Source organism: Leptospira brenneri (genome assembly GCF_002812125.1).
Classification (GTDB): Bacteria; Spirochaetota; Leptospiria; order Leptospirales; family Leptospiraceae; genus Leptospira_A; species Leptospira_A brenneri.
In genome coordinates this window covers 486,031-508,039 of record NZ_NPDQ01000002.1, presented here as the reverse complement: position 1 = coordinate 508,039, position 22,009 = coordinate 486,031, and the positions used below count along the sequence as shown (strand labels likewise).

Here is a 22,009-nt window from a genome sequence, read left to right as displayed (position 1 = left end):
ATGCCGCCTTAGCTCAGTGGTAGAGCAGCTGTTTTGTAAACAGCCGGTCGGAGGTTCAAATCCCTCAGGCGGCTCCATGCAACTTCTTCGGGTAGGTACTCAAGTGGCCAACGAGGGCAGACTGTAAATCTGCTGGTTTTACCTTCGAAGGTTCGAATCCTTCCCTGCCCAAACTAAGTTCTGAATCACAGAATCAAATCCCCGACTAACAACTGATTGAAGGATTCGAATAGAACCCGAACGACTGCGACAATAGGAGCAGTTTCCGCATGGATGCGGAAAAGTGAGTGGTGACGGGCCCGCGCAAGCGTAGCCAGGATGGCGGAGCGAAGGGTGGGCGAATCAGGGCAACGACCAAAACTGTCCGAACCCTGCTTCAATAAGATTTCCACAATCAATAGCCTTTATTTAGAAATGAATTTCGGAAACACCAAATTGTTGTAAAGAAGGATACTTCAGTTTTCTCACACTGACAAAAAATGGAATTCAATCAACGATTGCAAATAAACTTACCGAAGTTGTCCGACTGAGTCCCGGAACGAGACGTTTGGGACTGGCACGAAACAAAGTGGTAAGTTGCTGCTATGCGTAGTCATTTATTTTAATCAGAAAGAGTTTTTTCTTTTAGATAATTTCTTTTATTTGTGTTTCAAGAACTGGGATTTTGTTTTGAACCAGGTCCCATACTATTTCATAATCAACAATAAAATAGCCATGAATTAAATGGTTTCTAGTGGCAGAGAATTTTCTCCATTCAAGTTCATTTTATTTTTTCAATGTGTTTTGAATAAAATTAAAATTTAGAACTTCTATCGCAGACATACCAATAGTTTGGTCAGTTTAGTTCAAAAGCAAGCGATTGAATATGAGGTCATTGTCTCTTTCTTTGAATTTTTCCTTTGCTTCAAAGTGTTACCCATATCTTAATGGCATACATTTTATCGAATACGCGTGGCCTCTGGCAGAGGCCATGCAGTAGGTTCTTTTTTACATTTCTGTATGTCTTGGTGTGTAATTAGGCAATTTGTCAAAATCAAGTCGACCCTCATATTTCGTTTCCTTTCTTCGTCAGCGTTTTGATAATTCTGAAGTAAGAAAAAACAAACATCATAATTATCATTTGGGGTTTGACTTTCACACTGCTCCTTGAAATTACATTCAATAAAAAATAACCCAGTCAATAGGTAGAATATAAAAGCGAATTTTTTTCTACAACTTCCCATTTATCATTCCTCTTAATACTATACAAAATCTTTGTTCGTCCTAGTTTTTATATGATCTAAAACATAAGTTTATGATGAAGTCCCAATCCTCATTGGATTAAATTCAAATCAAAATAGAAAATGCAACCGATGGTTTCCAAGTCTTCTTTACCACGACTAAGAATCTAATCAGGTATAGGCCAGCGCGTAGATCCTTGAATTTGCCATTTAATCTTCCTCTACTAAACGCAGAAAAAAAATCAAATTCAACTCTTCTTTATTTTTGTGATAGCATCCAAATTTTCCCTGGTTTCATTCATCCCATACAAACCTGGCAAGTATTGATTTTCTTTTCTTTCACATTCCTTTTTCTTTTTAAGGTAGGTCGCGCAACCGACTAACACAATGTTGGAAGCGATAGCTTGTCCTAAATTTTTATCCTCTTTCAATATTGCAGGCGATAAAAGAACTAGTTGTTCACAATATAGTTTAAAATCCCTTTCCAGATAGTATTTACATGCATCTTCCTTTTTACCAACGTTACAGTTTTCCAAAATAACAATGAACACCAGGCAAAATATGTTTCGAAGCTGCTTCATCACTTTCCCCTAATACCCAAAATGTGGGACGAATTCCGATTTTCCTTCACATTTCCGTTCCTTATATGTTTTTTGAAGGCATAATATTAACATGGAGTTTACAATTGAATTTTCCCGAATCGTAATCACTCCATCTTCTCTTTTTTTGTTTAACTCATTATCATAATATACATATAAAGAACCGGCACCTTTGGAATCAATTCCTTGAATATCCGGGCCTTCTTTTAGACTAGAAGAACAATACTCCTTTTGATTTGAGCAACATAAAAAAAATAACAACAGAAAGAGAAACAATCCTTTTTTCAAATGAAGATCCTTATCAAAATTAAATTTAAAATTTCTTTTTAAATACAAAGAGATAGATCCCAAATTTAAATCTCCTACCTTCTAAAAATATAGTCAGGACTTCCAACAATTAAATTCATCCCATACAAGCCTGGGAGGTATTGGTTTTCTTCACGTTCACATTCCTTTTTCTTTTTGAGATAAGTATAACAATTTACCAAATAATAGTTAATCCCAATTGCTCTTGATGGTGCATTTTCTTCTCCAAAGTTATATCCTATGGCAAGACCAAGACAGGCATTTCCATAGTCTCTCTCTAAATAGTATTTACATGCTTCTTCATTTGTCCCAACAGAACAATATGTTAGAATTAGTATGAACACCAGATAGAAAACTTTTCGAATCTGTCTCATCACTTCCCCCTAATACCCAAAATGTGGGACGTACTCTGACTTTTTTTCACATTTCCGTTCTTCGATGGTTTTATAAAGGCAACCCACTAAATTTTGATCAGCAATAAAACGAGTAGCGGATGAAGGGCGTCCACGTTCTTCATTGATTCTTACTGAATTGTCAAGAACTAAATAACCTAAGCAAAGCGATTTAGCCTCACCCTCCAAGCTCCCACCTTTTCTTCTTACGCTTTCCATACAAAAATCCTTTTGATCGGTGCAATTCAAAAAGATCAACAAAAAATAGAATAACATAAATTTCATATTACTCAATCTCCTAGCAAGTATTAGTGGAACATAACATAGATCGACAGTTTTTTTCTAAAAAATATGACTAAAATTATAGATTGCTCCCAAAAACCCATATTGCTATAACAGGCGCAAATGAGTAAAAAAGAAAGAATCCTACAGATCCTATTTTTCCTTGTGTTTCTCATTGGTCTTTCCGGTGGAATTACCAATTTGATCAAAGGTGTTTCCCTGATTCTGCCTGAAGGAACGGCAGTGACTCCTTATGCAGATAACGTCTATCGTTACTTAGCCGGGATTCTTCTCGGTGCGGGCCTCATTGCATTGTGGGTGGCAGTTACTATTCGTAAACAAGGAGATCTTATCTATGTTATGGGTGCTGCTGTTTTCATTTCAGGAATCGGTCGCGTGATTTCGATGACAACGGTGGGAATTCCAACAGAAACTAGGCTCTATGTTTATGTAGTTTTAGAATTGAGTTTGCCTATTGTGATATGGATTTTACAATTTTTAAGACAAAAGGAAATGACGACAAAGTAAGTCGAAATACTTAAATCAACCAGTTCTGCATCTTGGTTCTATAGAAAAAATAGGCTCCGTCTTTCTTTCTTTGTACTTGAACTCCAAACTGACCTCGTTTGGAGCGAACCACTGACACTAAAAAAGAAGTCTCTTGGCCTTCCCAAGAGACGGTAGGAAAAATTTGTTTTCCAGATCCATCATAGAAAGCCCATTGTGTTTCTTCTGTGTCGGTGAGTTCTTCTGTAAAAAAACTATCTAAACTAACCTCCGCTAAAGAAAGATACTGGCAAGTATTTGATGGAGCAATCCCATTCCGACCAAATACTTGAACTGATTTTTGTTTGCAAAAACGAATTTGATCTCTGGAAACCCCACCAAGGTCTAATCGTAAACTCTGTTCTGGTGTGACTAAAAAATTCGATAACAAAGGATATGTGGAAAATAAAAAGAAGGCCACAGAAAACCTTATCAAACAAAGGGATCGATATGATAAAAATTTCATTGATTTGTCCCAGGAAAAAGTGAATTTAGGAATTCATTTCCTTCTCTTTCTGCTAAGATACGAATGCTTGGTTCATACGGTTTCCAAGATGGATTGGCGCTCGGAGAACAATAATAATGCAAAAGAGTTTCGATTTCATCAGTAGAAGAATTACCAAACTTAAAAGTAGTACACATTTCTTTTGTATTCCCTTGGATCACAAGAGATTTGGTAGTTTCTAGATCAGCTCTCGGTTTGGATCCAAAACTTCCACTCATTCGAAAATAACGTGCAGAAAGATCATATTCCTTAGTTTGGCGGTAATACACACCCATCAAATATAAAATGTCCGACTTCTCTTGGTCGGATCGTTCTGTTTCTGATTCGCCTAAAATAGTTTTTAAAAATTCCTTACCGGAATCAGCCCCAATTTTAAACTCAGAAATTCCTATGAATAATGGAGTTTTCGCCATAGATGGGTTTTCTGCATAAATTGATAAAATCACTTTATATTGTTTTCGTTTCAAAAGAATAATGGAAGCAAATTCATATAACTTTTGTGAGTTGGATGATTTCAAATGTTCGGATAGTTCCGTAAATTTATCAGCAGAAGCCTTTGATGCATGGACATAGGTTGCTGAAAGCTCAGAAACACCGATTGGTTTATAAATCTCTGCTAAATGAGACCAAATCCAACTTCTTTCCTTGGAAGGGATGAGAGAAGGAAACTTACTTCCTAAAAATAAAGCATCTAAAAGTTTACCATGTTTTTTATACAAAAAGAAAAGTCGAGAGACTACAGCCTTTTGTAGTTTCCCAGATGGTTTCTGAGTTAAAGCTTTTTCATACAAAGAAATGGCAAAAAGAGTATTCAATTGTTCCATCTCATACCCTTCTTCATAATAGGAATTGGCAGAGACCGATGAAGAAAATAAAAACAGAATCAAAAAAAAACGAACGAATGTTAAGTGAAAAATTTTCATCTAATACAATCCTTTCATTAAATCTTTGTTCTCTGAGTGCGTTGCCTTATGATCTTCTGTACAAATTCCTTCAGGAGGATAATCAGAAAGATATAGTTCGTTTGTCACTGGACAATTCGTACCCGCTTGTTTTCCGGTCAAAGAACAGATTTTATATGATTTTGCATACACCGGTTGGCTGAATTGAATTTTAGGAATGATATTTTTTTTATCAATCGAAGAAACAATCTCTCCCCAAAGTGGTGCTGCCACTGCCCCACCAAGTCCACTCGGCCCCATTCCAAACTTTGGATTGTCGTAACCAATCCAAACTGCTAAAGCTAAGTCGGGCCTTGCTCCCACAAACCACGCATCTTTATAATCATTTGTGGTTCCTGTTTTTCCAATGAGATCACCCGCATAACCACCACCTCGCACTCCACTCGCACGACCACTGTCTCTGAGTAATGATACCATCACTTCGGCTGTGTCTGGTCGGATCACTTGTCTTTCTGGTGGTAATTTTAATTTAAATTCGTCAGAACCACCCACTTCATACAAAACCATCCCTTTCGAATTTTTGATCCTTTGGATGAGATAAGGACGTTTCACTGTACCTTGGTTGACAAAACCAGTAAAGGCAGATGCCATCTCTAAAGGAGAAATTTCTAAAGTCCCAAGTGCCAGAGACAAATCCCCTCGATATCTATTTTTTTTCTCTGTATCATTTGGAAAAAAATATTTTGTGAAATAACGTTCAATCCCTGCACTTCCCAATCGTTCAGCAACTTGAACCGCAGCTGTGTTTTTCGATTTTACAATGGCCGTCCGTAAAGAGATTTCTCCATCAAAACTTCCCCCCAAGTTTTCAGGAGCCCACTCTTTACCCCCACCACCACGGTAATAAAGTGGTGCATCTAAAATTCTTGTTCCCGATTGAATCACACCAGCATCAATCGCGGATGCGTATAACACTGCTTTGATGGAACTTCCAGTTTGTCTACGCATCTGTGTGGCCCGGTTGAATTGGTTTTGTGAGTTAAATTCTTCCCCACCATGTAAAAATAAAACCTGACCCGTGTTTGGTTGAATCCCTACAACAGCAGCTTGGACAGAACTTGTATCTTTTTCTGATTCTAAACTTTCTGTGTTCCAAACCATTTCGTTTAAGATAGAAACTTCTTCCATCTTTTGTCTGAATGCTAAATCCATTGGGGATTCAGGTTTGACGCGGACTCGTTTTTTTTGGATTCTTCCTGACTTACGATTTCGACTCAAATACTCTCGAACCATAGGACCAATGAGTTCCTGTGCCCCGCGGTCCAATGTGGTTTCAACGGTATAACCACCACTTTCGTAAATATTTTTATCCCCTTCAAGAGAAGATAAAATTCCCCGAACATGTTCTGTTACGTACGGTGCAATGTCTTGCCTAGAACCAAAAACAGTTTCATTGGGAGAGCGAGTGGAAAGATTATGATAAAAACTAACAAACTTCTCTCGATCTAGATTGGGATATATTCCACGATTTCGAAACATCTGTAAAATGGCACGGACACGAGAATAAGAATCTTCCGGATTTTTTAACGGTGAATATTTATTAGGAGCAGAAGGAAGAGATGCTAGTAAAACCATTTCTTCTTTACTAAGTTCCATTGGATTTTTTTGAAAATAAAACTTAACCCCTTCTCCAAATCCAAAAGCACCATGCCCCAAATAAACATGGTTCATATACGTTTCTAATATTTGTTCTTTGGTGAGCACTGACTCTAAAGCAAAGGCTAATTGTGCCTCTCGCCACTTTCTGTTCAAACTTTTGCGACGATCGTCTAAAATAATCCGAGCCAACTGTTGTGTAATCGTGGAGGCACCTTGTTTATAACTTAAGTTAATGACGTTTTTAAAAAAGGCACGAAGGATCGCTGAATAATCAATCCCTCCATGAAAGAAAAACTTTTGATCTTCAATATTCAAAAGGATCGAGATCATATCTTCTGGATAATCTTGCAAACGTAAGGTGGAAGTTCTTTTCTGAAAAATTTCACTTACCATTTGTCCGTTACGATCCAAAATTTTAGTGGGGATGTTTTTCGAAAGAGATTCCAAATACAGAGGCACTTCTTTTTTAGTCGCAAGCACTCCCGCAACAAAATAAGAGAATCCAAGGATGAATAAAAACAAACAAACCGAAGTGGCTGTGAACGCAAGTTTTAGATAGGAAAATCTGGGGGACTTACTTCGTCCATTACTGATGAGTCTTTGTTTGAGTGGTTTGGGTTTGAATGTCCTCGTTTCAGGTTCTCTTTCGAAAACCACTTTACGTTCCCAAAATGGTTTCGACTTATATCCGGAATTATCTCTCCTAGAATCTGTTTTTGTCGCTTCAGGAATGGGAATTCGAAAAGGCTGAAATGTCTGGGCAGGTTCAGAAACTTTTTCAGGCGTTTCCTTAGGAACAACTTGTAAAATCTCAAAACGATAGTCAGAAAAATTAAGTATTACCTTCTCACTACAATGAGCACACGTTAGCTGAAACTTACCTTCTTTGGGCAAAGGTTCTGGCAAACGCGATGCTTTTTGACAGTGTGGACAAAGGTATTTGAGAGAAGGGGCCGACATAGGTTCTCCCTATTCTTATCGGCCGTTTGTTAAAATTACAAAATCAGCGATTTTCACAAATTCTCGGCTCTCTTCCCGGTCCTTAACAAATCCAGAGATCACTAAGACAGAAAGCCCCATTTCTCGGAGCCTGTGGACAACTCCACCCTTTCTATCCGAATGAAAACGCCCATTTAAGTGAACCACCCTCTTCCCCGTTTTGTAGAATTCTCGAGAAATGGATTCCGCCATTCCTTGGTCCCAAGTGGCTTGGCCAAGAACCATGTAGCCCGAACCATGCCCTGCTCCATGACCCTCCGCAAATAATGCCGTTAACCTTTGTTTGTAATCTTCGGTTAAATATTTTTCTAAACTATAAGCCGGAGGGAGGTATTGGATGGCAGAATCAGAAAACTCGCGATACGCAGATAAACCCTTTCTCGAAATCGAATTCACATACCGTCTCGGAGGATTGGCAGCAATCACGTTACATTTTTTTTCTTTGGCAATGGATACCAAAGGTAAATAATCCGTTTTAAAAGATTTCCAATAAGAAACAGAAGAAAGAAAATGAGCTTCCGTAATGCTCCCTTGTAAAAATTCATTCACTAAGTTTTGTTGGTCTTTCTCCAACATTTCCAAAGATAAAGAAGTAGGTTCTAAATCAGCTATACTTTTAAATAAAGTATCATAAAAACGATGGAGATCTCCGTTATCATGTTCTTCTCCAAAAATGATAACATTGTATTTAGAAGTTTCTTTAACAATGTCCGCGATAGAAACAGTTTCCATTGTCGCCGTTCGAACAATTTGTACGGGCGGTGGATTCTCTTCAGCAGAAATAACAAAACCAGAAAGGACTAAAAAAGAAAAAACAAATCGACTAAAGAAGGTTTTCAATGGCTTGTTTTAACTCCGCACTTTCTGGTTTGGTTCCTGATGGAAACCGTCCAACAACATTCCCATTTTTATCGATTAAGAATTTTTCAAAGTTCCATTTTACATCGCCTTTGTCTTTAGCGTTCTCGGTTAGAAATTGATAAATTGGATCTTTATCTCCACCTAAAACTTTGGTTTTTTTCATAAGATCAAAACTCACCCCAAAGTTGAGTTTGCAAAACTCAGCAATTTGAGATTCGGATCCTGGTTCCTGGCCACCAAAATCATTCGAAGGGAACCCAACTACTTTTAATCCTTTGTCTTTGTAGGTTTGATGGATTTTTTCTAGACCTTCATATTGTGGCGTATAACCACACTTAGATGCTACGTTGACAACTAAAACGGGATGACCCTTGTATTCGGAAAGGGAAACATCCTTTCCTTGGATGGATACAGATTTAAAATCATGGAATGACATCTTTTTTCCTCCGGCATAGATATGAAAACTCATAAAGAGAAATATAGCAAACAAAACTTTTCTTTGCATGGAACCCCCCTGTTTCATGTTTAGACTATGTCTGCACTGTTTTTCGCTGTTCTTTCTGAAGCCAAACCATGGCTAGAACGTTTACAGGCAAAACCCTTATCTTATACGGGGAAATTTCGGATCTTTCAAAAAAACTCTCATTATATTATCATTTCAGGTACAGGGAAACTTTCTATGGCTTTGGCAGTTTCCGAATTTGCACATCTTATTTCCAAATCAGAACGAAACCAAATGAAAGTTTGGAACTTAGGAATTGCTGGAGCCACAAATCCAGAACTTTCATTAGGTGATTTTTTTTGGATTCATAAAATTACTGACTGGGGTTCTAAAAGAGATCATTACCCTGACAGAATTTTAAAGTCTGAGTTTATAAAAGAAACGACTCTCACAACCTTTGATAGACCCATCACTAAAGAAAAAAATTTAGATCGATTTCAATCTCTCACAAAAGAAGAGTTAAATGGCATTCATTTGGTTGATATGGAAGGATCTGGTTTTTTCGAAGCGGCCTCTCTTTATTTTCCATTAGAAAATATAACACTTGGAAAAATTGTATCCGACCATTTGGAAGGAAAATTTTGCCAATCGGAAGATGTGGAAGTGATGATGTCTAAAGTCAGCGAAAATTTATTTGAAGAATGGACATCCCCTCTACCTTGGATTCAATCTGATGAAGTGGAAACCACTGACTGGCCAAACGTCGAAACCTTCATTCAAAATATCCGCCTCACTGAAACGATGAAACATGATCTGAAAAAATCGGTTCGTTTTTTCCGATTGAGAAATCCAAACAAACCCCTCCCTCTCCCCGAAGAAAATGCTAAGGCAAATTTAAAATCAAAAACAGATCTCAAAAATTACCTAGATGAGTGGAGAGCTGCCCTCCATGTTTAAATCTTTTTCTCATATTTATATTGAAGAAAGTATTAAAGATCATTTCAGAACCAAAGAAATTTTAAGTCGATTTCCAAATGCGGTAAAGATTCCTATCAGGCATTATAAAGATAGTTTTAACCGAAATTCTCAAAACTTTCGAATCCAAAAAGAAACTCCCAAACTCATCCTCGCCGAAAAAAAAGAACATTTTTTGTATCCTGGGAGCGGATTTGCACCTAATTTTTCTAATCCACATTTTTATTATAATACATTAGCACTTAATTGTATTTATGATTGCGAATATTGTTACTTACAAGGGATGTTTCCTTCCGCCAATCTTGTGTTGTTTGTCAATTGGGAAGATTTTTTTACTGCCACAAAAGAGTTTTTAGAAAAAAATAAGTCACTTTACCTTGCTTTATCCTACGATACAGACCTTTTGGCCTTAGAATCTTTTTTTCCTGCAACCAAAGCATGGTTGGAATTTGCAAAGACCGAACCAAATTTAAGTTTAGAAATCAGAACCAAGTCAACTAACTACAGTCAAATTGCTAAAATACCTCCTAATCCCAATGTGATCCTGGCTTGGACCTTAAGCCCCCAAGCAGTGAGCAAAGCTATTGAACATGGAACTCCCTCTTTGGAAGCCAGACTAAAGGCCATAAAACAGGCCATTAACGATGGATGGAAGGTTCGAATTTGTATTGATCCCATCCTTCAAGTTCCTGATTGGCGAACCCATTACCAATCGTTAGCTGATATATTAGGGAAAGAACTAAATCTAGAAGGCATTCTTGACATTAGTATTGGCGGATTTAGGATGAATATTGACTTTTTGAAGAGGATGGTGGATGTCAGAAAGGACTCTTCCATTTTATTTCATGATTTTGAAAAAAAAGATAAAATCGTTTCCTATTCTCAATTAGAAACAGAAGAAATTTTAAATCTTATGTCAGGAGCACTCCAAAAACATTTTTCTCCTTCTCAAATAAAAGTCAGTTATTCTTGAATTTTTCCTTTTCTTTTCCATCACTAGTTCTTAATCTTAGTAGCCTACCTATGAAGAAAAGAGTCTTTTTGTTAATCTTATTCAGCATGATCTTTGGATTGTCTCAATGTAAGGAAGTCAATCGCAACAAACCAATCGCTAAAGAAGGAAAGATGGACTTATCCTCATGGGACTTTCATAAAGATGGGAATATCAATCTTGATGGAGAATGGGAATTTTATTGGAAACAAACTAACAGTGGAATCCAAATGGATTCAGAGTTTGGGAAAGAACCCAAATACATCTACCAAACAGTTCCATCTAACTGGAAGGGTGTCGATTGGTTTGGCGAGACCCTCGATGGTTTTGGTTATGCGACATATAAGTTAAAAGTATTTTTCCCTCCCAACACACCTGCCTTAGCCTTCCACAACCTAGACCTTTCTTCTGCTTATAGAATGTACATCAATGGTAAATTAGTGGTAGAACAAGGTAGCTTTGGAATCAATCCCAATTATTTTGAACCCTCCTACAAATCGGTTCTTATGGATTTAGAACCTTTATCCGGTGAAACTGAAATTGTTTATGAAATTTCCAACTTCCATTATTCCAAAGGTGGGTTTTGGGAAAGTATGGAACTTGGCGAAAGACGAATGCTATATGACAAAGTCAATCGCAGTTATCAAATCACCTCCTTCTTAGCAGGAAGTATTTTCCTTTGGGCCTTGTATCATTTGGGACTATTTGTCATGCGTAGGCAAGACAAGGCTAGTTTGTTTATTTCCCTTTTTAGCCTACTCATTGTTATGCGCCTTCTCACAATTGGAGAAAGAAATATTCTAAGTATATTTCCTGAAATGCCAATGGATTTTTTAATCCGTTTAGAATTTGGTACCATCTACATAGCTACCATTGTTTTTGCTTACTTCTACAGGTTAGTATTTCCCAATACCGTCGGACAAAGAACTATGTGGGTTCTTTATATCCTCATCACACCATTTCTTGTTTCCTTATTTTTGCCGGTTGCTGTTTTTAGTGCCAAAATTCATTTTTTCCAACTCTTTTTAGTTTCGGTCTGCGTTCGGATCACCATTGCGATCATTATGGCTTACCGGTCCGACGCAGTGGGTGCAGGACTATCATTGATTGGTTTTAGTTTTGTTTTTGGAACCGTTGTTCATGACATCCTCTATCAAAACAATGTTATCAACACGATGAACCTGACACCTTTTGGGTTTTTAGGTTTCATTTTGTTCCAGGGATACATTCTTTCTTATGGATTTACCAGAGCCTACCTCTCTATTGAAAAATTAAAAGAAAAACTCGAAGTTTCGAACAAAGAGTTAAACATCCTTAAAGAAGGATTAGAAGACATTGTTGTAGAAAGAACACAAGAGTTAGAAAGTTCGAAAGCCAATATAGAAAAACTAAACGAGTTTGCAAAAACTCTAAACACATCTCTTGAACTAGATAGCATTCTCGCAAAGGCCTTTGATTATTTAAATGAACAAGTTTTTTGTGATTCTATGATTCTACTTTTAGTAGATTCAGAAAACTCAAAAATTATATATCATAAGTCAATTGTTTCACCTAACTCTGGTCTAACCCTAGAATCCAAATTACAAGGAATGAGTTTTCCTTTAGATCCAAACGCTGGACTTTTTTATCATGTATACAAAAGAAACCGCCCTTTCCGGTTTGCAAAGGTTTGGGAATCTCGTCTCAATGAATCAAATCAAAAATTTGTCCAATTAATTGGAAAAAATCCTGGGATGATCATTCCACTCAGTTCGCAAGGAAAAGTCATAGCAATGTTAACACTCCTGAGTGGACAAAAAGGAGCTAGTTTTTCCAAATCACAACTTCAATTGGTAGAAAATACTGCAGAAAACATCGCAACTGCTGTTACCAACTCCATCCTTGTAGAAGAAATGAACCGCGAAAAGTTCATTGCTGAAAATGCAAGAATGCAAATGGAAAATGCTAAAAACGAGGTAGTAAAGTTAAACGAATTCACAAAAAAAATCAATTCGGAATCCAGTCTTTCGCAAATCATTGAAGAGATGTTTAACTACATTTTAAAAACTTTTGAAATAGAAGCGACACTCCTCCAACTGATTGACCCAAAGAAAAAAGAATTATACACTTACAATACTACGATCCCCACTTATGCAACAGAAGAACAATTGTTATTTGCAAAATCATTCAGAGTTCCTCTAAACGAAAAAGGTGGGATCATCTACAAAACTTATTTAAGAAAAAGAGCATTATTTGTTCCGAAACCTCCCAAAAAATATGAATCAGAGTTAGATGAACAAATTTTTACAAACTTGAGCCTAACCTCATTTGTTGCGGTTCCGCTAGTCGTTCAAAACGAAGTGATTGGTATGGCATATTTTACTTCTTACCAAAAACCAATGGAAGTCACACGAGAAGTCCTAAGACGGATCGCTGGATTTTGTGACCAAATTGCCGGAGCCATCCAAAATTCTCTTTTATTACAAATTACCGAAGCAGAACGTAAAAAATCAGAACAAGCCAAAGCAGAAATCCAAAAAATGAATGAGTTTGCCAAAACCGTAAACTCTCAAAATAACTTAGAGAATATTCTGGCAGAAATTTTTGGATTCATCCGCAAAAACTATAAAATCGAACACTGTGTTCTCTACTTTTTGGACAAAGAATACAATGAATTTCGTTACCTAAACCATTCTGGATTTGATCTATTAGTGGATGATAATATAAATTATTTCAAATCTCTCCGTTTCCCACTGAGAGAAGAAAGTGGATTTGTATACAAATGTTACCAAAGAAAACGTCATTTTTATATGAAACACGTTCCCAATTCTATGCCCTATGCCATCGACAAACAAATTACAGAAAAATCGGGGATGAAAGGATTTCTCATCTCTCCTCTAGTCAACAATGATGAAGTGGTAGCGATGGCAGTTTATGGGATCAACGATGAAAATATTAAATTAGATACTGATGAAGTAAATTCCATTGTAGGTGTTTCAGAACACATTGCCAGTGCCATCAACAACCACTTCTTACTGAAAAAAATTGAAGAAGAAAAACAAAGATCTGATTCTCTTCTACTCAACATCCTTCCCAAAAACGTAGCAGAAGAATTACAGAAAAAAGGAAGAGTCAATCCCGTTGAATTTGAAAATGTCACTCTACTAATGACCAGTTTTCCTGGGTTCTCTCAAATCACGGGACAACTCACACCAGAAGAACTCATCGAAGGATTGGATTTATATTTTTCACGTTTTGATGAAATCATCAAGGCACAAGGAATGGAAAAACTTCGGATGACAGGAGATATGTATCTCGCAGCGGGAGGACTTCCCTTAGGAAACTTCACTCATGCAGTTGATGCTTGCCTTGCCGCCTTACAAATCAAAGACGAAGTCAATCGAATGATAGAAGACTTTAGGGACATTCCTTTCCGTCCCAATGGAATTACCATTGCCATCCATTCAGGGCCTGTCGTTGCAGGAGTGATTGGTAAATCAAAGTTTAATTATGATGTATGGGGAAAAACAGTAACACAAACCCAAGCGATACGGAGGGGTGGCGTAGGAGTTCCTATCAACATTTCACAGGAAACTATGGAAAAAGTAAAACGGCTATTCCATATCGGCAACCAACGTCAAATCAATACATACGAAGGTGACCAAGTTCCCATTTACGAACTATTATCCTTAAAACCTGATTTGTCCGATGACACAGGTTCCCTACCCAATGAAAAGTTTGGAAGGTTATACACCCAACAAAAACGAGGAGCTAAAATTCTAATCAAATGATCTACGGACTTTTTGGTATCGCGATTCTTTTTGTTGGAATTCTTTATGGAGCCTATTCTTTATACAAACAAAAGGAAGATAAAGAGAATAAACTCTCAGAGCTCCAAGAAGAATTAAATTCTTTAAAAGAGGAATTAAAAGAAAAGGAAAAAGAACTAGTTAACACAAAATCCATTTCAGAAGATTTTTCAGACAAACTAGTTGATTCCTATAGCCAACTTTCTGATTTGGATGGTCTCCTTAGAGAAATCAATTCTGCCTCTGACTTAAAAGACATCCTTAAGATTTTAGGGCGTTATATCCGAGAGAAGTTCAAAGTTCCACATTACCTTCTCTATGTTTACAAAGAAGAATTAGAATCTTTAGAATTTTTTCACAGTAACTTTCCAGAAGAACTCACCGAACAAGTAAAAGAAGAAATTATGAGCAGGAAAATTCCTGTTTCAGACTCCTATGTTACCATGTATGCACATGCATATGTAAGAAAACGCAAAAGAAGTTTTTACATTCAGGATTTTGAATCTTACAAAACAGAAGGGGTTGAGCTTGCGAATAAAAAATCTGCCAACTTAAAATCTTTACTCATTGTACCACTTTATTTACGTAATAAATTCATTGGGACTTTGGATTTATTGGATTATTCAGGGATTTTTGATCTCACCGAACAACAATTAAATCAAATTAAAATCATTGCCGATTATATCGCGGGGACCATTGAAACGGGATACCTACTCAATGAACTTAAAGAAGGAAATCTCACCATCCAAAAAGAAAAAGAAAATATTGAAATCAATCGAATGAAACTGGAAAACTTACACCGCTTCAATCGAAAGATCAATTCGTTTTCACAAATCGAAGACATTGCTAGAGAGGTTTTTACATATCTCAAAATCAACCACAGAGTAGAACTTGGTTTTATTCTTTTGGTGGATCCAAAAACGCATTCTCTTGTTCCTCTTATGGAAGGTGCGGAAGTTTTTAACAAAGGCCTTCTTGTTACTAATTTTCTAAGAACATTTCGACCTGTATTATCTTCAAACATAGGTTCTCTATTCAGAACTTATGAAAAACAAAAACCGGTTTATTTAAAAAAATCAATTAAATGGAAACAGCTGTCCACCATTGACACTTCGATTGTGGATAGTTTCAAACTAGAGCTCTTTGGACAAATCCCATTAGTAGTCCAAGGCCAAACCATTGGAATCATTTGTGTTACAAGACTCACCAGAGAACAAGACTGGACAAAAGATGAATTTGGAGAAATCACTTCGTTTTGTGAACAAGTAGCTGGTGCAATTCACAACGCAAACCTTAGAAGAGATTTAGAAAAAGAAAGGGAAAAAACCCTACACTTCATTCGAAACATTTTACCAGGTGATTTGGCTGATGAACTGATTGAGAGAGGGGAAGTTGTCCCTATGGAATACGAATCCGTTAGTATTCTTTTCACGGACTTTAAAAATTTTACTACTGCTGCAGAATCTCTTTCTCCAGAAGATTTGATTGAACAATTGGATGGATGTTTTTCTCAGTTTGATGATATTGCTGTCCGCCATAATTTTGAAAAATTAAAAACCATTGGCGATTCTTATATGGCCGCGGGAGGAATTCCTCAAGGAAATTTCACCCATCCAGTGGATGCCTGTTTATTTGCGATGGAAATCAAATCCTTTATGACTCAAATTCGATCTTTCAAACAGATGTTAGGTCAAGATTTTTGGGAAATACGAATTGGGATCCATACGGGTCCCGTAGTCGCAGGTGTTGTTGGTAAAACAAAATTTGCTTATGATGTTTGGGGAGATACGGTCAACACAGCCAGTCGTATGGAAAGTTCGGGAGATGCTGGTGAAATCAATCTTTCTGAAACGACTTATGACAAAGTGAAACGATTCTTTGAATGTGAATACAGGGGTAAAGTCAAAGCAAAAAACAAAGGTGAACTTGGGATGTATTTTTTAAAACGACTCCGTCCTGAATTTTCAAGAGATGCAGAGGGAATGGTTCCCAACCAAATCTTTTTGGACTTATATAAAAACTTACAGATCGGTGCCAAAATCATCTACAGACAAACCGGATCCTAGTTAATTCCCTCCTCCAGAGGAACCGGAACCACTGCCTGATCCCGAACTGGAACTACTACTTCCTCCGCGATTTCCTGAACTAGAAGAACTGCTGGATCTTGTTGTTGTGGTAGACCTAGTCGTAGTCGTAACGGGACATTTTTCATAACACATAACATACAAACTAACACAAGTAACGGTGGCCACCGCCGCATTGTCCATTTGAGGTGCCAAAGCGAGAGCACAGACATACTGTTCACGAACGCAACGATCCATACACTCCGATCTTGTCTCATAGTTTTTGGAATTGGTACACCCCCAAAAAGCCAAAACAAATCCGAAAGAGAAAAACCAAACTTTTAATTTCCATCGGTTCATGCGAATAGGATCTCATGGTTTCTAGAACCTTTCCATGGAGGAAAACCGCAAATGTGGAGATTACCTAAGAAACTGACTTGCCTATCTAGGGACTAGTCACAAAGTTTAGATAGAAGTATGGAGACTCGCAAAGTAAGAATTCTATTTTTAGCATTTTATGTTTTATCTCTCATCGTTTGGATCGCTGAAGAAGTTTTCACTTTAACAAATCCATCCTACTTTGATCGCTTTCGAATCATCATTGCTACGGTTGAATCCTTCATTGCACTCTCCTCCTTTCTTGTCGTCTTTATCCTCTACAAAGAACTAAAAGCTGAGGCTGTTGAGAATGTACATGCAAAATCCCAAATTCATGATTTAAAACGTACCAACAGAATCTTAAAAAATCCAGAACTCGGATTCTGGGCCGAGGCAAAAGCACAAATGGAAGAGTGGAAATTGTCAGAAGCCGAAACAGAAATCGCCATTCTGCTACTTCGTGGATTTTCCCAAAAACAAATTGCTGCCGTTCGGAAAAAAAGCCTCCGTACGATCGAAAACCAAACCGCATCCATCTACGAAAAATCTTCCATGCGAGGGAAATTAGAATTTATTTCTTACTTTCTAACTCCCCTTCTCCCCGAAGAAGACTAAACAAAAAACCTTGACCATTCCCATTTTCTTTGTTTTTTTTAGACTGTTTTATGAAAAATCAGAGAATCCTTCTAACGTCTATTTTTCTAATCTTTCTATCTTTGCCTGTTCTTTCGCAGAATAGCCTCGAAGAAAAAGACAAACAAAGACAATCCGGTCTTGTCACGACAAACCAAAAGAAACAGGAAGAAATTTTACAAAAATACAATGACTTTGTAAATCGTATTCAAAACAGATTTCCTGGGCTCAAAATCTCCTCCTCCCCCATTGATTTAAAACTAGCAGAAGGAATCGCGGATCATAATGCAGCACCTGGTGCCAAAGAAAAAAAATCAAAATCATTATCAGCAATCGCTTCCGATAATTTTTACTTACAATTAGAGCCCTCTAAGAATCCATCCGCTCATGCCTCGGTGAAAGTAAAAAAAGGGGAATCTCTAGAAGTGGTGATGGTTTTAAAGGAAGACGTAACCGCAAAGTCCGAAAAACCTCACTGGGTACTGGTACGAACCAAATCCAAACAGGAAGGATATGTTACACAAGACCTGCTTTCACCAAACAAACCAGCAGTAAAATCCAGAAATACAGAAGGTTTATCTTTAGATCTATCGACCCTCTCTGGTAGAATTACAGAAACACCTAACACAAGCTATAATGATTCTAAAAAAGGAAAGGATCTATGGGTGGGTGCCAGTTCTCTCAATATGAGAGGGGAACCCGATGTCAATGCCTATGTAATTGCCAGATTACCAAAAGGCCTCAAAGTAAAAGTGGAAACATCAAGTGCTACCGAAGAAACCATTGATGGGATCACATCACAATGGCACCAAATTTCTTCTGCCTACGGAAATGGATGGGTATTTGGTGGTTATTTAAGTTCTTCAGAAGTTGTTCCTTATGATGTCCAACCTGGAGAAATCTCTTTCCCACAAGAAAATCCTGATGAATTAAAAATAGGAGAGAAACGATATGTTCGCTCCATCAGTCTAAGAATGAGAGACGAACCAAATGATTATGGTTCGGTTGTTTCAACCATTCCTGGAGATGAAAAAATCAAAATCATCGATACTAAAAAAGAAATAGAAACCATAGGAGGAGTTAGATCCAAATGGTTGTATGTTTCTTGGAATGATGAGTGGGAAGGTTGGGTATTTGGTGGATTTGTTTCCAAAGAACGAGGGCCTCTTGTGGATAACGACGACATTTCCAAATACTTTCAGATTCCAGTAGATAACGACCGTTATGTTTCCTCTAACTTTGGAACCAGAGTTGATCCCGTCACAGGGAAACAAGGAGCCTTCCACTCGGGAATTGATTTACCTGCATCGATTGGCACACCAATCAAAGCTGTCAGTGATGGGAAGGTATGGCGAACCATAACAACTAGCGGTGGTTATGGGATGTTGACAATCTTAAGCCATAAAAACAATATATTCACCTACTATGCTCACCAAAATGAACGCCAAGTAAAAGAAGGTGACAGTGTCCGTTCTGGTGACATCATTGGTCAGGTTGGAAATACCGGAAAATCAACCGGTCCACATTTACATTTTGAAGTTAGGAAAGGCCCTGACCAACAAGCATTGGATCCAGATGCCTATTTACCCAAATGAAACAAAAACTTTTAACCTTTAGTTTACTCCTTTTACTTGTATTTTCCCGAAGTTCTTTTGCTGAAGAAAATATTACCGAATCCATTGCAATTACACCTGTGGCTCCCGACATGGTGCAGATTTTATCCAAAGGGAATCTTAAAGAATTTGAAACTGCTATAACCAATGGTGGTGATATCAATGCCAGCGATGAATCCGGAAAATCTCTCCTCGTTCTTGCTGTTGAAAAAAATAAACCCAAACAATTTGAAATCCTTTTAAATCATGGTGCTGACCTAAACAAAAGAGATTTATCCGGTAAAACATTATTACATTATGTAGTCACCTCTCGTTTCACAAATCAAATCAAAACTATAGTTGAAAAAGGGGCAGATCTAAATGCCTATGATGCCGATGGGAATACAGCCCTTCATGTGGCGATACTCAAATCTAATCTCGCTGTACAGAAGTTACTTGTTGAAAGTAAAGCCGACGTAAATTTAAGAAACAACCCAAGAAAGTCTCCTATCTATTTGGCATTTGAAAAATCAAAAACAGATTCTATAACTTATCTTCTTCAAAATGGAGCGGACATCAATCTCCCGGACCTTACAGGAAGGACTGTGGTTTTTGTGTCCATTGAACAAAAAAACTTAAAACTATTAAACCTAAGTTTGGATTCCAATGCAAATCCAAATGTGGAAGACACAAAGTCAATTCGACCCATTGTATTTGCCATTGAAAAAGGTTTTACGCAAGGTTTAGATGTTCTCTTAAACCGTGGTGCTGATGTAAATACCAAAACACCAGAAGGTGAATCCTTACTTTTTTATGCAGTAGAAAAAAAGAATCTATCTGCAGTGAGCTTACTACTTAAAAAAGGACTAGCTGTAGATTCCAAAAATTTAAGTGGAAAAACTTTATTTGAACTCGCATTACAAAAAAATGATTCTAATTTATTAAAATTAGTTTTGGATGCTGGTGCTAACCCGAACCAACTACTTTCTACAAACAAAAATCCTCTAGAAGAATCGATTGAATCATCCAAATGGTCGGTAACCGAAATTCTAATTCAAAAAAATGCAGATCTCTTAACACCGAATGCATCTGGTTACCTTCCCATTCATTTGGCTTCTAGAAAATCGGGACAAAAAACTGTCGAAGAATTAGTGAAAAAGAATGTTCCCGTTGATGTTTTAAATGAAAAAACTGGTGAAACTTCCCTTGCATTAGCTTTAGAAAACAAACAACTTGGAATCACAAAATTTCTTTTATCCAAAAAAGCCAATCCAAACCACAAACAAAAAGATGGGGCTAGTTTGGTTTTCTCAACCATCGAAAGAAAAGATGCAGAAGGATTTAAACTTTTGGTCGCAGCAGGGGCAGACCTGCAGATGTTAAATGAGGAAGGAGAAAACTTAATCACAACCGTTTGTAAATTAGACATTGATAAAAAAGAACAAAAGTTTGCTGATGAAACAATCAAGTTACTTGTTACAAAATCGGTAAACCCCAACACAAAAAACAAACGGGGGTTAAGTGCTCTTCACATCGCTCTGAATCGAAATCGAATCGAAACCATGTCTCAGCTCATTACCTTAGGTGCTGATCCTAACCTAACAGACAATAATGGTCTTACTGTTTTACACAAAGCAGTACAAAAGTTTCTCTCTTCTCGGGAGAACACACAAACAGAATCCTATAAGAAGTTAGTACTATTCCTAGTAGAAAGACGAGCGAACTTAAACCAACAAGACAAACTAGGGAAAACTATACTTTCCGAACTAGCAATCCAGTTTGATCCTGGTAAAAGTGATTCCATTTTGGAATTGGCGAGAGTTTTCGTTTTGAACGGCGGAGATTCTAAATTAGAAGATAAAACAGGAAAATCCCCTCTGGAATATGCAGAGGATAAGAGAATACCAGAACTGATTGAGATTTACCGCGGCCTTTAATGTCCATTCCTAAAAAAGACAATCGAATCAACATCTTTGACTTCGTGAATACTGTCCCCACCAAGACATTCAAACGAGGGGAAATCATTGTCAGAGAAGGAGAACCATCTAACGAGAAGATGTATTTCATCTTAAGCGGATCTCTTTCTGTAGGGATGGGAGCACCCGACCAAGGAAACTTCCACGAAGTGAGAAAACTTTCCACTGGTGAATTTTTTGGTGAAATTGCGCTCATCTCAAGTCATCCAAGAGCGATGACTGTTTTTATAGATTCGGACCGTGCGCAACTTGGAATTTTAGATAAACAAAATCTAACTCGAATTGCAAATTCAAATCCAATGTTTGTTTATGCCCTTCTACAAACTTACGTAGAACGTTTGATTGAAGCAGAACAAAAACTAAAAGATCTAACGGAGTCAAGTGGTGGGACTTAAAGAATCTCTCGCAAAACTAAGTATGATCAATATCAAACGTGGAGAGGTGCTCTTTAAAGAAGGAGTCCCTTCCAACGGTGCTATGTTCTTTTTATTCGAAGGACAGTTAGATATATATAAACAAATCGAAGGGAAACATATCAAACTAAGAAGTATCCTGCCTGGTGAATTTTTTGGTGAGATGGCGATCATTAATAATAGCCCAAGGGCCGCATCCATTGTTGTAGTTTCGGAAACTGCAAAATTAGGAATCATCAATCGAACCACTTTTGTTCAGATGGGTCAGGAAAGTCCGGAGTTTCTTTTTTTATTACTGAAAAAAGTAATTGAAAGACTTTATGAAACCGATGGAAAAATCAGAGCCATCAAACGCAAACAAGACGAAGATTCAATCATTGCCAAGGTAACAACATCTCCAAACGATTCTGCTGAAGAAGGTGATGGAACAGAAACACCTCCAGATCCATTTGCAGAAAATATAACACCAGTCGGCGAGTGAACTTCC

At 37.4% G+C, this 22,009-nt stretch carries 20 protein-coding genes, 2 tRNA genes and 1 pseudogene; 12 read left to right on the top strand and 11 right to left on the bottom strand.

The features are described from left to right. Positions 1-2: 2 nt before the first annotated feature. Both CH361_RS05785 and CH361_RS05780 read left to right on the top strand, forming a co-directional pair. Positions 3-77, top strand: a tRNA-Thr gene (locus CH361_RS05785). A 12-nt stretch (positions 78-89) separates the two neighbouring features. Then, positions 90-171 (top strand) — tRNA-Tyr (locus tag CH361_RS05780). Between the two features lie 430 nt (positions 172-601). On the opposite strand, the pseudogene CH361_RS05775 reads toward CH361_RS05780, so the two are convergent. From CH361_RS05775 to CH361_RS05750, 5 genes and pseudogenes are all read right to left on the bottom strand, one after another. Then, positions 602-765: pseudogene (locus CH361_RS05775) on the bottom strand (HepT-like ribonuclease domain-containing protein); the annotation flags it as partial. Between the two features lie 703 nt (positions 766-1,468). Then, positions 1,469-1,801 (bottom strand): hypothetical protein, encoded by a 333-nt coding sequence (locus CH361_RS05765; RefSeq protein WP_100789864.1) that lies wholly within the window; start codon positions 1,799-1,801, stop codon positions 1,469-1,471. A gap of 9 nt (positions 1,802-1,810) precedes the next feature. Next, a complete protein-coding gene (locus CH361_RS05760) occupies positions 1,811-2,170 on the bottom strand; it encodes a hypothetical protein (protein WP_100789863.1) in 360 nt (119 codons plus the stop codon). An 11-nt stretch (positions 2,171-2,181) separates the two neighbouring features. After that, positions 2,182-2,469, bottom strand: a complete 288-nt coding sequence (locus CH361_RS05755) for a hypothetical protein (RefSeq protein WP_244279616.1) — start codon at positions 2,467-2,469, stop codon at positions 2,182-2,184. A gap of 39 nt (positions 2,470-2,508) precedes the next feature. Beyond that, on the bottom strand, positions 2,509-2,802 hold the full coding sequence (locus CH361_RS05750) for a hypothetical protein (protein WP_100789861.1): 294 nt from the start codon (positions 2,800-2,802) through the stop codon (positions 2,509-2,511). 120 nt (positions 2,803-2,922) lie between these two features. Between CH361_RS05750 and CH361_RS05745 the strand changes: the two genes are divergently transcribed. Next, complete coding sequence (locus CH361_RS05745) at positions 2,923-3,327, top strand: DUF4345 domain-containing protein (RefSeq protein WP_100789860.1); 405 nt, start codon at positions 2,923-2,925, stop codon at positions 3,325-3,327. Positions 3,328-3,337: 10 nt separating this feature from the next. Here the strand turns inward: CH361_RS05745 and CH361_RS05740 are convergent, their stop codons facing one another. The 5 genes from CH361_RS05740 to CH361_RS05720 are packed head-to-tail and all read right to left on the bottom strand — an operon-like array spanning position 3,338 to position 8,776. Then, positions 3,338-3,811 (bottom strand): hypothetical protein, encoded by a 474-nt coding sequence (locus CH361_RS05740; protein WP_100789859.1) that lies wholly within the window; start codon positions 3,809-3,811, stop codon positions 3,338-3,340. Next, positions 3,808-4,773: a hypothetical protein gene (locus CH361_RS05735; RefSeq protein WP_100789858.1), complete on the bottom strand. Its 966-nt coding sequence runs from the start codon at positions 4,771-4,773 to the stop codon at positions 3,808-3,810. The genes CH361_RS05740 and CH361_RS05735 overlap by 4 nt, the downstream gene beginning before the upstream one ends. Next, a complete protein-coding gene (locus CH361_RS05730) occupies positions 4,774-7,371 on the bottom strand; it encodes a transglycosylase domain-containing protein (protein WP_100789857.1) in 2,598 nt (865 codons plus the stop codon). A 15-nt stretch (positions 7,372-7,386) separates the two neighbouring features. Beyond that, positions 7,387-8,250 (bottom strand): ChaN family lipoprotein, encoded by an 864-nt coding sequence (locus tag CH361_RS05725; RefSeq protein WP_100789856.1) that lies wholly within the window; start codon positions 8,248-8,250, stop codon positions 7,387-7,389. Beyond that, positions 8,234-8,776 (bottom strand): glutathione peroxidase, encoded by a 543-nt coding sequence (locus CH361_RS05720; RefSeq protein WP_279627934.1) that lies wholly within the window; start codon positions 8,774-8,776, stop codon positions 8,234-8,236. Before CH361_RS05720 ends, CH361_RS05725 begins: the two co-directional genes overlap by 17 nt. A gap of 27 nt (positions 8,777-8,803) precedes the next feature. Between CH361_RS05720 and CH361_RS05715 the strand changes: the two genes are divergently transcribed. Genes CH361_RS05715 through CH361_RS05700 form a run of 4 tightly spaced genes read left to right on the top strand, consistent with a single transcriptional unit; the run spans position 8,804 to position 16,533 of the window. Beyond that, a complete protein-coding gene (locus tag CH361_RS05715) occupies positions 8,804-9,670 on the top strand; it encodes a phosphorylase (RefSeq protein ID WP_100789854.1) in 867 nt (288 codons plus the stop codon). After that, entirely contained in the window at positions 9,663-10,661 is a 999-nt protein-coding gene (locus CH361_RS05710) for an SPL family radical SAM protein (RefSeq protein WP_100789853.1), read from the top strand. Before CH361_RS05715 ends, CH361_RS05710 begins: the two co-directional genes overlap by 8 nt. 50 nt (positions 10,662-10,711) lie before the next feature. Next, the gene (locus CH361_RS05705; protein ID WP_100790041.1) at positions 10,712-14,449 is read left to right on the top strand and encodes an adenylate/guanylate cyclase domain-containing protein; all 3,738 of its coding nucleotides are present in this window, start codon (positions 10,712-10,714) and stop codon (positions 14,447-14,449) included. Beyond that, entirely contained in the window at positions 14,446-16,533 is a 2,088-nt protein-coding gene (locus CH361_RS05700) for an adenylate/guanylate cyclase domain-containing protein (protein WP_100789852.1), read from the top strand. Before CH361_RS05705 ends, CH361_RS05700 begins: the two co-directional genes overlap by 4 nt. Here CH361_RS05700 and CH361_RS05695 read toward each other — a convergent pair whose 3' ends face one another. Then, complete coding sequence (locus CH361_RS05695) at positions 16,534-16,788, bottom strand: hypothetical protein (RefSeq protein ID WP_244279612.1); 255 nt, start codon at positions 16,786-16,788, stop codon at positions 16,534-16,536. A gap of 219 nt (positions 16,789-17,007) precedes the next feature. Here CH361_RS05695 and CH361_RS05690 point away from each other — a divergent pair, with 219 nt between their 5' ends. Genes CH361_RS05690 through CH361_RS05670 form a run of 5 tightly spaced genes read left to right on the top strand, consistent with a single transcriptional unit; the run spans position 17,008 to position 22,003 of the window. Continuing rightward, the gene (locus CH361_RS05690) at positions 17,008-17,523 is read left to right on the top strand and encodes a helix-turn-helix transcriptional regulator (RefSeq protein WP_100789850.1); all 516 of its coding nucleotides are present in this window, start codon (positions 17,008-17,010) and stop codon (positions 17,521-17,523) included. A gap of 50 nt (positions 17,524-17,573) precedes the next feature. After that, a complete protein-coding gene (locus tag CH361_RS05685; protein WP_100790040.1) occupies positions 17,574-19,136 on the top strand; it encodes a peptidoglycan DD-metalloendopeptidase family protein in 1,563 nt (520 codons plus the stop codon). Next, the gene (locus CH361_RS05680) at positions 19,133-21,070 is read left to right on the top strand and encodes an ankyrin repeat domain-containing protein (protein WP_100789849.1); all 1,938 of its coding nucleotides are present in this window, start codon (positions 19,133-19,135) and stop codon (positions 21,068-21,070) included. The genes CH361_RS05685 and CH361_RS05680 overlap by 4 nt, the downstream gene beginning before the upstream one ends. After that, on the top strand, positions 21,070-21,504 hold the full coding sequence (locus CH361_RS05675) for a Crp/Fnr family transcriptional regulator (RefSeq protein ID WP_100789848.1): 435 nt from the start codon (positions 21,070-21,072) through the stop codon (positions 21,502-21,504). The genes CH361_RS05680 and CH361_RS05675 overlap by 1 nt, the downstream gene beginning before the upstream one ends. After that, on the top strand, positions 21,494-22,003 hold the full coding sequence (locus tag CH361_RS05670; RefSeq protein WP_100789847.1) for a Crp/Fnr family transcriptional regulator: 510 nt from the start codon (positions 21,494-21,496) through the stop codon (positions 22,001-22,003). The genes CH361_RS05675 and CH361_RS05670 overlap by 11 nt, the downstream gene beginning before the upstream one ends. The last annotated feature ends 6 nt before the right edge of the window (positions 22,004-22,009 follow it).